The sequence below is a fragment of the Dactylosporangium sp. NPDC051485 genome, from assembly GCF_040682015.1.
In the GTDB taxonomy this organism is placed as follows: domain Bacteria; phylum Actinomycetota; class Actinomycetes; order Mycobacteriales; family Micromonosporaceae; genus Dactylosporangium.
In genome coordinates this window covers 59,394-72,063 of record NZ_JBFAZW010000035.1, presented here as the reverse complement: position 1 = coordinate 72,063, position 12,670 = coordinate 59,394, and the positions used below count along the sequence as shown (strand labels likewise).

The window sequence follows — 12,670 nt, the reverse complement described above, 5'->3', positions numbered from 1 at the left end:
GTCGCCGTCCCGCCCTGCGGGCTGTCAAGAACTTTGCCCTTCCCGGGATCGCGCCCATCGCCAGTTCATCTCGCCCGGCGCGGGCGGGGGGCCGGGCAGCGCGCCGGCGTCGTCGCGGCCCATGCCGTCGATGGCCAGGGCGAGGTACCGCCGGCGAAGCTGCGCCGTGCGCTCCCGGTCGGGCAGGCGGATCGCCGCGCACGCCTCCAGGATGAGGCCGATGTCGGTCACCACGACGTCGGGACGCAGCCGCCCGCCGGCGCGGGCCCGCTCGACCAGCCCGGCGACCAGCTCGTTGGAGTGCGCCGCGTCCTGCACCATCTCCGGCGTCGAGGTGAACGTGCCGGCCAGGTGGACCGTGAGCGAGTGCACATCGGCGTCGACGACCTCGCGCAGGAACGTGGTGAGCGCGTCCCAGCCGTCGTCCAGCCCGTCGGCGTCCCGGGCCGCCTGGATGAAGGCCCTGAGCCCGTCTTGGCAGAGGGTGCGCAGCAGCTCCTCCTTGCCTGCGTACCGGCGGTAGAGGGCGCTGATCCCGACCCCGGCGCGCTCGGCGACGGCGGCGATCGGCGCCTTCGGGTCCTCGAGGAACACGTCCCGGGCCGCGGCGAGGATGGCGCCGTCGTTGCGGGCCGCCTCGCGCTGGCGCCCGCGCAGTGGTGCGGCAGCGGTCATGGGCGCCACTGTAGCACCTTACGGAACGGATCATTCCGATCTATTTGAGCCGCCGGTAAGGCGCGACGTGCCCGAGACCATCTCCGGAGAGCCTCCGGCGCCGCGCTCGGCTACGCTTCGCCTCGTGGAGGCAGCCGCGAATGAACCGGAGCGCACGCGGACGCTCCTGCCGCTCTTTCCGCTGGGCACGGTGCTGTTTCCGGGGTTGGTGCTGCCGCTGCACGTGTTCGAGCCGCGGTACCGCACCCTGGTGCAACACCTGACCGAGCTCCCGGCCAACCTGCCCCGGGAGTTCGGCGTCGTGGCGATCCGCCGCGGCTGGGAGGTCGGCCGCCAGACCGAGTCCTCCGATGCGTCGATCACCGCGGGCGAGTCGCTCTCGCTCTACGAGGTCGGGTGTGCCGCGGAGATCCGGCAGGTCACCGAGCTGCCGGACGGCCGCTTCGACCTGATGACGGTCGGCCGCCGCCGCTTCCGCCTCCTGGGGCTGGCCCGCAACGACACCCCGTACCTCACCGGCGAGGTCGAGTGGCTCCCCGAGCCCAAGGGCGAGCCGGACCGCGAGGGCGAACTGGCCGCCGGGGTGCTCGCCGCCTACCAGGACTACCTGCGCGCGGTCCGGGCGGACGAGGACGGCGAGCAGCTGCCGGACGACCCGACGGTGCTGTCGCACCTCGTCGCCGCCACGGCGTCGCTCACCCTGGAGGACCGCCAGTCGCTGCTGGCCGAGCCCGACACGGCCAGCCGCCTGAAGGCCGAGCGCGCCCTGCTGCGCCGCGAGACCGCCCTGCTGGGCCAGGTCCGCGCCGTCCCGGTGACCCTGTCCGACCTGTCCGTCCCCTCCAGCCCGAACTGACCCCGCAGCGAGTCGAGACCCGGCACGCAGCAAGCCCGAGACCCGACCCCCGGCAAGCCCAAGACCCGAACGAACCCTGCACCAAGCCCAACCCCAAGACCCGGACTGACCCCGCAGCAAGACCGGGCGGCCCGGCCGGCAGCTCGCCCGGGCCGGAGCGTGAGGGCCAGAGCACCCGGCGCCGGCCAGCCCAACCGCGTCGGCGTCAGGGCCTGAGCACCCCGGCGCCGGAGCCCGACCGCGCCGAGCGCGTCGGCGTCAGGGATGGAGCGTCAGGGCCGCGGCTGCCCGGGTTGCGACCCGCCCGAGCCCGGAGGGTCATCAGACTCCGGCTCGGACCGCCGCTGCGCCTCGGCCGGGTCGGCGCCATCGGGCCCTGGGTGACCCGCGGCAGCCGACCGGCCGTCCGGGCCGAAGGTGCCATCGGGAGCCGGGTGCCCCCAGGGGGCCGAGTGGCCGTCCGGACCGAAGGCGCCACCGGGGGCCGGGTGGCCGGCGTCCGCCTCGGCGGCGCCCGGGTAGTAGCCCGGCGGCGGGGCGGGGTGGTCCAGGTATTCGGCGGGCATGTTGTCGTAGCGCAGCGTCGGCGAGGCGTGGAAGCCGGCCAGGCCCGTATACACGGCGGCGGCGGCCAGCGCCTGGACCAGCATCGTGCCCCGGACCCACGGGATGAAGCCGAACAGCAGGCTCGACGTGCCGGTGCGCAGCTTGACCGGGCGGAAGATGTGCGTGTTCTGCGGGGCGTGCGCGGCGAGGTCGAGGTAGTGCGCCCAGCCGATCTTGTTGCCGAGCCAGGCCCCCAGGACCGAGGCGCCGGCGGAGCCCACGACCAGGCCGGCCAGCAGGATCGGGCCGCGGTAGCGGCGCAGCAGCAGCCAGGCGACGACGGCGATGACGATGCCCATGCCGATCGACATCAGGATGAACCAGCCGTCGTCGGCCCAGTAGCCCTCGGGCTCGCCCTCGATGGGATACGGCCCGTACTGCGTCTGCACCAGCTCCACGTGCGGCGCGAGCTTCGACCACAGCAAGCCGAACGGCGCGCCCAGCCCGGCCACCACGGCCGCGACGACGAGGGCCCACAACGCCTCCCGCGCGAGCGGCACGCGGGCCGGCGCGGGGGTGGCCTCCGGCTGGCCGACGGGCGAAATCGGGGCGATGCTCACGATCCCATCCTGCCAGGCGCCTTTCCCGATCCGGCAAGCGAGGCGGTCCCGGCCCCGGGCCCCGCCGCGGCTGCGGAGTCCGGGGCGGTCAGGTCGGGAAGGACGAGGTCCATGGCCATCAGGCGCGGGGCCTCTTCGCGCCGGTCCACACGGCCCTTCACCGCGACCACCACGTCCTCGGCGACCCACTGGTCGACCAGCTCGTAGGTGTCCGGGAAGAACATGACCTCGACGCTGCCGTCCACGTCCTCCAGGGTGGCCGAGGCCCACGGGCGGCCCTGGCGGGTCACCCGGCGCTGCACGCCCGACAGGATGCCGGCGAGTCGGACCACCGCGCCGTCCGGGACGGTGCCCTCCTCGGCCAGGGCGGCGACCGGACGGTCGGCGGCGGCCCGCAGCACGTGCTCCAGGCCGCGCAGCGGGTGGTCGGACACGTAGAGTCCGAGCATCTCGCGCTCGAAGGCGAGCAGCTCGGGCTTGTCCCACTCCATCGCCGGCACCGGCGGGGCGCTGAGCAGCGGGGCGCCGAAGAGGTCGAACTGGCCCATCGCCTCGTTGCGCTTGACGCCGAGCACGGCGTCGAGGGCGTCGGCGTGCACGCTCAGCAGGCCGCGGCGGGAATGGCCGAGGGAGTCGAAGGCGCCGGCCTTGATGAGCGACTCGATCGTCTTGCGGTTGCACACGACCTGGTCGACCTTGGCCAGGAAGTCGTAGAAGTCGGCATAGGCGCCCTTCTCCCGGCGGGCCCGGATGATGGACTCGACGGCGGCCGGGCCGACGTTGCGGATCGCGCCGAGGCCGAAGCGGATGTCGGCGCCGTCGGCGGCGAAGCGGCCCTGGGAGGAGTTGACGTCGGGCGGCAGCACGCGGATGCCCATGTGCCGGCACTCGGCGAGATAGACGGCGGAGCGGTCCTTGTCGCCGCCGACCGAGGTGAGCAGGGCGCTCATGTACTCGGCCGGATAGTTGGCCTTGAGATACGCCGTCCAGTACGCCACCAGCCCGTACGCCACGCTGTGCGCCTTGTTGAACGCGTAGTCCGAGAACGGCACCAGGATGTCCCAGAGGGTGCGGATCGCGCCCTCCGAGTAGCCGCGCTCCCGCATGGCCGGCGCGAAGAGCGTGAACTCCTCGTCGAGGATCTCCTTCTTCTTCTTGCCCATCGCCCGCCGGAGCCGGTCGGCGGCGCCGAGGGTGTAGCCGGCGACCCGCTGCGCGATCGCCATGACCTGCTCCTGGTAGACGATCAGGCCGTAGGTGTCGCCGAGGATGTCGGCCAGCGGCGCGGCCAGCTCGGGGTGGATCGGCGTGACCGGGCGGCGGCCGTTCTTGCGGTCGGCGTATTCGTTGTGCGCGTTGGCGGCGATGGGGCCCGGCCGGTAGAGCGCGCCGACGGCGGAGATGTCGGCGAAGCTGTCCGGGGCCATCGCCCGCAGCAGCTGGCGCACCGGCGTGGCGTCGAACTGGAAGACGCCGAGGGTGTCGCCCCGGGACAGCAGCTCGTAGGTCGGCCCGTCGTGCAGCGACGCCTCCTCGATCACCACCGAGACGCCCCGGTTGTGCCGGATCGCCTCGATCGCGTCGTCGAGGATGGTGAGGTTGCGCAGGCCGAGGAAGTCCATCTTGAGCAGGCCCATCGCCTCGCAGGCGCCCATGTCCCACTGGGTGATGATGGCCCCGTCCTGCTCGCGCTTCTGGATCGGCAGCACCTCGACCAGCCGCTCGCGGGACAGGATGACGCCGGCGGCGTGCACGCCCCACTGCCGCTTGAGCCCCTCCAGCCCGCGGGCGGTGTCCACCACCGTGCGCACCTCGGGCTCGGACTCGTAGAGCCGGCGCAGCTCCCCGCCCTCCTTGTGCCGCGGGTGGGCCGGGTCGAAGACGCCGGACAGCGGCATGTCGCGGCCGAGCACCGGCGGCGGCACGGCCTTGCTGATCCGCTCGCCGAGGGAGAAGGGGAAGCCGAGCACCCGGGCGGCGTCCTTGATCGCGGCCTTCGCCTTGATCGTGCCGAACGTGATGATCTGCGACACCCGGTCGGCGCCATACTGCTCCGTGGCATACCGGATCATCTCGCCGCGCCGGCGCTCGTCGAAGTCCATGTCGATGTCGGGCATGCTCGGCCGCTCGGGGTTGAGGAAGCGCTCGAAGAGCAGCCCGTGCGCGATCGGGTCGAGCTCGGTGATGCCGAGGGCGAAGGAGACCAGCGAGCCGGCCGCCGAGCCGCGCCCCGGCCCGACCCGGATGCCCTCCCGGTGGGCGTGGGCGACGAGGTCGGCGACGACGAGGAAGTAGCCGGCCAGCCCGGCCCCGGTGATCACCGACAGCTCGTAGTCGGCCTGCCGGACATGCGACTGCGGCGCCCCGCCCGGGAAGCGCCGGGCCAGCCCGCGCTCGACCTCGGCGCGCAGGTGGGAGTCGTCGGTCGCGCCGGCCGGCACCGGGAAGCTCGGCATCAGGCTGCGGGCGGCGAAGACCTCGGCGTAGTCGCCGATCCGCTCGGCAATCTCCAGGGTGGCGTCGCAGGCGCCGGGCACCTCGCCGTCCCAGAGCCGGCGCATCTGCTCGGCCGGCTTGAGGTAGAAGTCGCGGGCGTCGAACTTGAACCGCTTCGGGTCGGCCAGGGTGGTGGCCGACTGCACGGCGAGCAGGGCCTCGTGCGCGTCGGCGTCGCCGGCGAACGTGTAGTGCAGGTCGTTGGTGGCCACGGGGGTCAGCGCGAGCCGCTTGCCCAGGCGCAGCAGGTCGGCCCGGACCCGGGTCTCGATGTCCAGGCCGTGGTCCATGAGCTCCAGGTAGAGGTTGCCCGGGCCGAAGATGTCGCGCAGCTGGCCGGCCGCCGCGCAGGCGCCCTCGAAGTCGCCGATGCGCAGGCGGGTCTGCACCTCGCCGGAGGGACAGCCGGTGGTGGCGAGGACGCCGCCGGCGTAGCGCTGCAGGAGCTCACGGTCGGCGCGGGGCTTGTAGAAGTACCCCTCCAGGCTGGACAGCGACGAGAGCCGGAAGAGGTTGCGCAGCCCGCCGGCATCGGCCGCGAGCAGGGTGAGGTGGGTGTAGGCGCCGCCGCCGGACACGTCGTTCTCGCCGCCGTCGGCCCAGCGCACCCGGGTGCGGTCCCGGCGGTGGGTGCCGGGGGTCAGGTAGGCCTCGATGCCGAGGATCGGCTTGATCCCGGCCCGGGTGGCCTGGTGGTAGAAGTCGTGGGCGCCGAACATGTTGCCGTGGTCGGTCATGGCCAGCGCGGGCTGGCCCAGCCGCGCCGCCTCGGCGAAGAGCGGACCGAGCCGCGCCGCCCCGTCGAGCATCGAGTACTCGGTGTGTACGTGCAGATGTACGAAAGACTCCCCCACGGCCAGAACCTATCGCCGGGGTACGACATTTTGCGAGACACTCCGCCGCATGATCGACCGAGACCGCCTCGGCGCGCTGCTACGCCGTGAGCGAGCCGCCTTCGCCGCGGGCAACCCGCGCTCGGCGGCCGAATACGCCCAGGCCGGGAACCTGTTCGGCCGGGTGCCGACGACCTGGATGAACAAGAAGGCGGCGGTCGGTGAGGGCGTCCAGCGCGTCATCGACGAGCACCGGCTCCCGTGGATCGCGCATCACGAGCGGACGTTCGCCGAGCCGATCGACGAGCTCACCGGGCGTACGGGTCCATCATGACCGCCGCCGCCCGCAGCCACGCCCGCTTGGTGGCCGGGGCCAGCATCGGATACTCGATGTTGGAGCCGCTCTCCAGCGCCGGGTCGTAGGGCACCACCACGACGGCCCTGGTCCGGGTGCGGAAGTGCCCGGCCAGGTCGTCGATGAGCGGGGTCGGGTTGGGCGTCGGGCAGGACAGCAGGGTCACCGCGTTGGCGACCAGCTCCTCCATGCCGGCCTCGTCGAGCAGGTCGAGCATCCAGTCGGCGGTGAACGCGGCGTCCTCGCGCGGCACGCTGGTGACCACCAGCTGGTCGGCGGCCTGCAGCACGGTCTGCCAGTTGGGGCTCTCGACGTTGTTGCCGGTGTCGACGCAGATCACGTCGTGGGTGCGGCGCAGCAGCTCCAGCACGCGCCGGACCGTGTGCGGATCGAGACGCTGCGCGAAGCGCGGGTTCTCCTCGCCGGCCAGGACGTCGTAGGAGCCGTCGGAGGCGTGGCGCAGGTAGTCGTCGAGCATGTCGTAGAGGTCGTAGCCGGTCGCGTGCTCGACCCGGACCAGGTCGGCGATGAGGTGCCGGATGGTGCGGGCGTGCCGGGCGCTGCCGGCCCGCAGGCCGAGCGTGCCGCGCAGCTCGTTGTCGTCCCAGGCGATCACGCCTTTGCCGCGGACGCTGCCGATGGTGGCCGCGGTGAGCACGGTGGCGGTCGTCTTGTGCACCCCGCCCTTGGGGTTGGCGAACGCCAGCACCTTCGGGGTGGGGATCTCCTGGCGCAGTACCTGCACCATCTGCTCGGTCGGGTCGGCCGGACGGTCCTGGTACTCGACCACGGGGCCGCGCCGCGCGGGCCCGGCGGAGCGGGGCGGCGGGGCGTACGCGGCGTCATGGGGGCGGGTGCCGTTGGGATGCATTGGCTCGTCATCGTAGGGCCGCTCGGGCGGATATGGGGCCGTGGGGCGCTCGAACCGGCCGTCGTAATCCAGATCACCCGGGCTGCCCCGGCCCAGCAGGGCACGGTCGAGCAGCGAGCGCCAGCGGGGAGCCGGCTCCGCCGACCTGTCCCACCCGGCATCGGCCCGCTCAGCCACGACTGGCCTCCCTCACACCCGCGCAGAAATCCCGTACCCGTAGGCTACGGACCGAACACTATTCGGACCACTCCTGCGAGCCCATCCCCTGCATCAACTGCACGACAGGCCGAAGGGATATCCCCTCACGACGGTCCGGGGGACGCGGGTGCCTCGCGTATCGGCACCGCGACCGTAGCCTGCTCGGGCAACGGGGGCAGGAACACCGTGCGATCGAGACGTTGCAGGTCGGTGATCGGGTCGACCACCCGGGTCTCGGGCCGGGCCGCGACCGCGCGCAGGGCGGCCGGCCCGGCGTAGACGACGGCGGCGTAGACGCACGAGCAGTGCTCGCGATAGGCGGTGGCCTCCTTGTCGGCCACGATCGACCCGGCCACGTAACGCTCGCGGGCGTCGGCCGGCGCGCCGTCGGGCCGGGCCAGCAGGTCGCGGTAGTGCCGCGCCTCCTCGCTCTTGCGCGCGGCGGTGGAGTCCATGGCCGTGACCACGTCGTCGGGCAGCTTGTACGCCCCCAGCCGGACGAGCTCGGTCTGCGTCTGCGGCAGCGGTACCCGGGCGAAGACGCTCGACACCGAGACGTCCGCGAGCACGGGGGCCAGCCGCTCGGGGGCCAGGTAGGCGGTGAACGACACCAGCGCGTAGACCGGCGCGTCGCCGGGCAGGCCGGCCAGTTCGTCCTTGCCGGCCTGGACGTACGCCGGGATCGAGTCCCCCTCGCGCACCCCGACCCGCAGCACGTCACCCAGCGACGGGTCGCTGTGCGGCCGGTCGCCGCGGTGCACGGCCAGCAGGGTGGCGGTCACGGCGACGACGCCGACGACGATCGTGAACGCCCGCAGGCGCTGGGCACCCCGGAAGATCCGGGCGAGGACGTCGCCGATCGGCGGCAGGATGCGCTGGTCGAGTCGTTGGAGCTGCTTCATCGCCCCGCCAGGGTCGCACAGCGCCTCCTCGAGGGTGACGCACGGGGCCCTAGACGGCGGCGCTCAGGATCTCCAGCGCCGCCGCCAGGTCGGCTGGGTACTCGCTGACGAAGGAGACGTACTCCCCGGTGTGCGGGTGCTCGAAGCCCAGCTCCCGGGCGTGCAGCCACTGCCGCGACAGGCGGAGCCGGGTGGCCAGGGTGGGGTCCGCCCCGTACGTCAGGTCGCCCACGCAGGGATGCCGCAGCGCCGAGAAGTGCACCCGGATCTGGTGGGTCCGGCCCGTCTCGAGCTTGATGTCGAGCAGGCTGGCCGCGGGGAACGCCTCGATCGTGTCGTAGTGGGTGACGCTCGGGCGCCCGTCGGAGACGACGGCGAACTTGTAGTCCTGGCTCGGGTGCCGGTCGATCGGCGCGTCGATCGTGCCGCGCAGCGGGTCCGGGTGGCCCTGGACCACGGCGTGGTACCGCTTCTCGACCTCCCGTGCCTTGAAGGCGCGCTTGAGCGCGCTGTAGGCCAGCTCGCTCTTGGCCACCACCATGAGCCCGGTCGTGCCGACGTCGAGCCGGTGCACGACGCCCTGCCGCTCGGCCGCGCCGCTGGTGGCCACCGTCTGGCCCATCGCCGCCAGCCCGCCGATCACCGTCGGGCCGGTCCAGCCCGGGCTCGGGTGGGCGGCCACGCCGACCGGTTTGTTTACCACCACGATGTCGTCGTCGCTGTAGACGATGGCCAGGCCGTCGACCGGGATCGCCTCGACCCGCACCGCGCTGGGCGGTGCGGGCAGCGTCACCTCGAGCCAGGCGCCGGCCCGGACCTTGTCCGACTTCACCCTGACCTGGCCGTCGACCGAGACGTCGCCCGCCTCGACCAGGTCGGCCGCGGTGGTGCGGCTCAGCCCGAAGAGCCGGGTGAGCGCCTGGTCGAGGCGGGTGCCGTCCAGACCGTCCGGGACCGGCAACGAGCGAATCTCACGCACACCGCACCTCAGCCACGCTGTGCTCGCGTCCCGTCGCGCCGGCGGCCGGCGAACTCGAGCAGGATGGCCAGGGCCACCCCGACGGTCAGGGCCGAGTCGGCGATGTTGAACACCGGGAAGTGCCCGCCGTGGTCGTCCAGGAAGCTGAACATGTCCACGACGTGCCCGCGGAAGGGCCCCGGCGCCCGGAACAGCCGGTCGCCGAGGTTGCCCGCCGCGCCGCCCAGGATGAAGCCGAGCGCGACCGCCCAGGCGACCGACGCGGTGCCCCTGATCATGTAGAACAGCCAGCCGACCACGCCGAGGGCGATGATCGGGAAGATCCACGTCTGATCGCGCATCATGCTGAACGCCGCCCCGCTGTTGCGGGTGTAGATGACGTAGATCAACCCGCCGAGGATCTTCTCCGCCGGCTCGTTGTGGGCCAGGTTCGCGGTCGTCCACTGCTTGACGGCCACGTCGATCGCGATGACGGCCGCCGCGACCAGGCCATAGACGGTCCACGCCTGGGCCCGGCGAGGGGGTGGCGCCGCGGGCACCGACTCGGCTTGCGCCGCGAGGTCGGTCCGATCCTGGATTGGGTCGTGAGTGGTCAGCGCCGCTCCTCCAACTGCTTGCAGGTCACGCAGAGCGTAGCGGACGGGAACGCGGCCAGCCGCTCGACCGGGATGGCGTTGCCGCACTTCTCACACCAGCCGTAGCCGCCCTCGTCGAGGCGCTCCAGGGCCCGCTCGACCTGGGAGACCCGCTCGGCCAGGTTGTTCGCGATGGTGATCTCCTGCTCGCGCTCGCCGGTCTTCGTGCCGGTGTCGGCCTGGTCGTCGCCGGCCGAGTCGGTGAGGCGGTGCTGCTGCAGCTCGTGGATCTCCATCAGCGTCTGGTCGTGCTCGGCCTTGAGCTCGTCGCGGCGCTCGATGAGCGCCACCCGGATCTTCTCGGTCTCGGCCACCGTGCGGGTCCCGCGGGCCGCCTTCGTCGCCGCGGTCGTCTTCGGTTCTGCGGTCTTGGCCATCGTGGCTCCCTCGGCCGCACGGGCGGCGGTTGACGTGGTCGGCGCTTTCCTGGTGCTGGTGGTGCTGTGTCTCGCGGGCGCCGCGGCCGGCGCCGCCGCGTCCTGCCTCGCCCGCCTGGCGGCCGTGCCGGCCGTCCGTGCATTTGCGCTCTTGGACCCCTGCGAGGTCCCGGACGTCCCCCGCGTCGTTCCGGCTGGTTCAGTGGTCCCGGCTTGCCGAGCGGCGGGTTTCTGTGCTGTTGTCACAGTGGTCGCACCCGTCACATCGGCGGCGTTGCCCCGCCCGGCACCGCTCGCTGACCGGCCTTTCGGCACGGCATCAGCCCGCTCGGCCATGGCTCCCCCAGATGCAAAATGGGCGCGCGACGCGTCGTCGCGCACTCCAGTGGCTGGCAAGAATACGGAATGTACACGCGTCCGACAAACACGCCACACGCATTCCGCCAAATTTGATCAGTTTCCGGTGGTGCAACAAATTATTGGCGCCGATCCTCACCGTCTTCGGCAAACCAGCGGGCGAGCCTCCCGCGCCTGCTCACGGCCCGCAGCCTCCGCTCCGCGGCGTCGCGCGCCTGCTCCGTCGTGACGATCAGCAGGCTGTCGCGGGTCTTCAGGCGGGTTTCGGGCGCCGGCACGAACGCGCCGCCATCCCGCAGCACCAGCGTCACGACCGCACCGACAGGCAATCGTAACTCGTCCACGTGCACCCCGTTGAGCTTCGAGCCCGCAGGCACCTCGACCTGGAGCAGGTCCGCGCGCATCCGCTCCAGCGGGGCCGCCTCGACCTGCAGGTCGGTCGGCTCGGCCGGGGCGGTCACGCCGAGCAGCCGGGCGGCCGGCGGCAGCGTCACGCCCTGGGCCGCCGTGTAGATCACCACCAGCACGAAGACCACGTTGAACAGGTCCTGGGCGCCGGGCAGACCGGCGGAGAGCGGAATGGTGGCCAGCACGACCGGCACCGCGCCCCGCAGGCCGGCCCAGGACAGGAACGCCTGGTCACGCCAGCCCATCCCGGCGCTGCCCAGGCTGAACGGGGTCGCGCTGACCAGCACCGACAGCGGCCGGGCCAGCAGCACCAGGACCAGGCCCACGACCAGCGCGGTGACCACCGCGCCGCCCAGCTGGCCGGGCGAGGCGAGCAGGCCCAGCAGCACGAAGAGGCCGATCTGGGCCAGCCAGGCCAGGCCGTCGGCGAAGCCGAGCATGGCCCGGCGGTGCGGCAGACGGGCGTTGCCGAGCACCACGCCGGTCACGTAGACGGCGAGGAAGCCGGAGGCGTGCGCGACCGAGCCGGCCGCGTAGGCCAGCACGGTCAGGCCGATCGCGGCCAGCGGGTACAGGCCGGCCGAGGGCAGCGCGGCCCGCCGCAGCGCCCACGCACCGCCGAAGCCGGCCAGCAGCCCGATCGCGGCGCCCGCGACCAGCTCGTAGACGACCAGGCCGAGCTGCTCGTACCAGGGACCCATGGCCGACAGCGGGGTGGACAGCAGTACCACCAGGATCACGACCGGCGCGTCGTTGATCCCGGACTCGGCCTCCAGCACCGCGGCCAGCCGCGGCCGGACCGGCACCCGGCGCAGCGTGGAGAAGACCGCGGCGGCGTCGGTCGAGGACAGCACGGCGCCGTAGAGCAGGGCCTGCTGCCAGCCCACGCCGAGGGCGAAGTGCACGACCGCGCCGACGACGGCCACGCTCACCGTCACGCCCACGGTGGACAGCACCAGCGCCGGGCCGAGCACCGGGCGCAGCGTCGACCAGCGGGCCGTCAGCCCGCCCTCGGCGATGATCACGACGAGGGCGCAGATGCCCAGCGTGCGGGTCAGCTCAGCGTCGGCGAACCGGATGCCGAAGCCGGCATCGCCGATCACCAGGCCGAGCAGCAGGTAGACGAGGAGGCTGGGCAGGCCGAGGCGGACCGAGAAGCGGACCGCGCCGACGCACACGAGCAGGACCGCCGCGCCGATGAGGAGCGCGACGTTGAGTTCATGACTCAACCGCGACCCGCCAGCAGCTGCGCGATCCGATCGGACAGGCCCTGCGGCGGGTCGGCCAGCTCGACCAGCTTGTCCCGGCTGGCCGCGCCGGCCTTGAGCCGCAGGGCGGAGGGGCGGACCCCGATCGCGTCCGCGAGGGCCTTCAGGGCGGCCTCGGTGGCCTGCCCGTCGACGGGCCGGGCGCCCACCGCGACGATCACCGCGGGGCCGCGCGGCCCGGGGTAGCTCCCGCCGACCGCGGTACGCGACGCGCCGGGCCGGACGCGGATGGCGATGGTGAACACACCTCATTGTGAGGGTTCACCCGGTCGGGGGCGATACTCCACCCGGCGA

At 73.0% G+C, this 12,670-nt stretch carries 10 protein-coding genes and 2 pseudogenes; 2 read left to right on the top strand and 10 right to left on the bottom strand.

Going from position 1 to position 12,670, the window contains the following annotated elements:
- Window positions 1–24: 24 nt before the first annotated feature.
- A complete protein-coding gene (locus AB0M46_RS21320) occupies window positions 25–675 on the bottom strand; it encodes a helix-turn-helix domain-containing protein (RefSeq protein ID WP_363338426.1) in 651 nt (216 codons plus the stop codon).
- Window positions 676–799: 124 nt separating this feature from the next.
- On the opposite strand from AB0M46_RS21320, the gene AB0M46_RS21315 reads away from it, so the two are divergent.
- Complete coding sequence (locus tag AB0M46_RS21315) at window positions 800–1,531, top strand: LON peptidase substrate-binding domain-containing protein (RefSeq protein WP_363338424.1); 732 nt, start codon at window positions 800–802, stop codon at window positions 1,529–1,531.
- 272 nt (window positions 1,532–1,803) lie between these two features.
- Here the strand turns inward: AB0M46_RS21315 and AB0M46_RS21310 are convergent, their stop codons facing one another.
- Window positions 1,804–2,697: a DUF2567 domain-containing protein gene (locus AB0M46_RS21310; RefSeq protein ID WP_363338422.1), complete on the bottom strand. Its 894-nt coding sequence runs from the start codon at window positions 2,695–2,697 to the stop codon at window positions 1,804–1,806.
- An 86-nt stretch (window positions 2,698–2,783) separates the two neighbouring features.
- Window positions 2,784–6,047, bottom strand: a pseudogene (gene dnaE / locus AB0M46_RS21305) (DNA polymerase III subunit alpha); the annotation flags it as partial.
- Window positions 6,048–6,096: 49 nt separating this feature from the next.
- Here dnaE and AB0M46_RS21300 point away from each other — a divergent pair.
- Window positions 6,097–6,360, top strand: coding sequence for a hypothetical protein (locus AB0M46_RS21300; protein WP_363338421.1), 264 nt, complete (start codon window positions 6,097–6,099; stop codon window positions 6,358–6,360).
- On the opposite strand, the pseudogene AB0M46_RS21295 reads toward AB0M46_RS21300, so the two are convergent.
- The 7 genes and pseudogenes from AB0M46_RS21295 to AB0M46_RS21265 form a co-directional block, all read right to left on the bottom strand.
- Window positions 6,335–7,168, bottom strand: a pseudogene (locus tag AB0M46_RS21295) (AAA family ATPase); the annotation flags it as partial. The gene AB0M46_RS21300 and the pseudogene AB0M46_RS21295 overlap by 26 nt on opposite strands.
- Window positions 7,169–7,554: 386 nt before the next feature.
- A complete protein-coding gene (locus tag AB0M46_RS21290) occupies window positions 7,555–8,352 on the bottom strand; it encodes a hypothetical protein (RefSeq protein ID WP_363338420.1) in 798 nt (265 codons plus the stop codon).
- A 49-nt stretch (window positions 8,353–8,401) separates the two neighbouring features.
- Window positions 8,402–9,331: an RluA family pseudouridine synthase gene (locus tag AB0M46_RS21285; protein WP_363338418.1), complete on the bottom strand. Its 930-nt coding sequence runs from the start codon at window positions 9,329–9,331 to the stop codon at window positions 8,402–8,404.
- An 8-nt stretch (window positions 9,332–9,339) separates the two neighbouring features.
- Window positions 9,340–9,870: a signal peptidase II gene (lspA, locus tag AB0M46_RS21280; protein WP_363338416.1), complete on the bottom strand. Its 531-nt coding sequence runs from the start codon at window positions 9,868–9,870 to the stop codon at window positions 9,340–9,342.
- A gap of 53 nt (window positions 9,871–9,923) precedes the next feature.
- Window positions 9,924–10,343, bottom strand: coding sequence for a TraR/DksA family transcriptional regulator (locus AB0M46_RS21275; RefSeq protein ID WP_363338414.1), 420 nt, complete (start codon window positions 10,341–10,343; stop codon window positions 9,924–9,926).
- Window positions 10,344–10,819: 476 nt separating this feature from the next.
- Window positions 10,820–12,337 carry a potassium/proton antiporter gene (locus AB0M46_RS21270; protein ID WP_363338412.1) on the bottom strand — a complete coding sequence of 506 codons (1,518 nt, stop codon included), beginning with the start codon at window positions 12,335–12,337 and terminating at the stop codon, window positions 10,820–10,822.
- Entirely contained in the window at window positions 12,334–12,621 is a 288-nt protein-coding gene (locus AB0M46_RS21265) for a DUF167 domain-containing protein (RefSeq protein ID WP_363338410.1), read from the bottom strand. Before AB0M46_RS21265 ends, AB0M46_RS21270 begins: the two co-directional genes overlap by 4 nt.
- Window positions 12,622–12,670: the final 49 nt, after the last annotated feature.

Excerpts from the sequence above, each read along its gene's own strand:
- AB0M46_RS21290 (WP_363338420.1), bottom strand. The coding sequence starts at position 8,352 with ATGAAGCAGCTCCAACGACTCGACCAGCGCATCCTGCCGCCGATCGGC.
- AB0M46_RS21320 (WP_363338426.1), bottom strand. The coding sequence starts at position 675 with ATGACCGCTGCCGCACCACTGCGCGGGCGCCAGCGCGAGGCGGCCCGC.
- AB0M46_RS21300 (WP_363338421.1), top strand. The coding sequence starts at position 6,097 with ATGATCGACCGAGACCGCCTCGGCGCGCTGCTACGCCGTGAGCGAGCC.
- AB0M46_RS21275 (WP_363338414.1), bottom strand. The coding sequence starts at position 10,343 with ATGGCCAAGACCGCAGAACCGAAGACGACCGCGGCGACGAAGGCGGCC.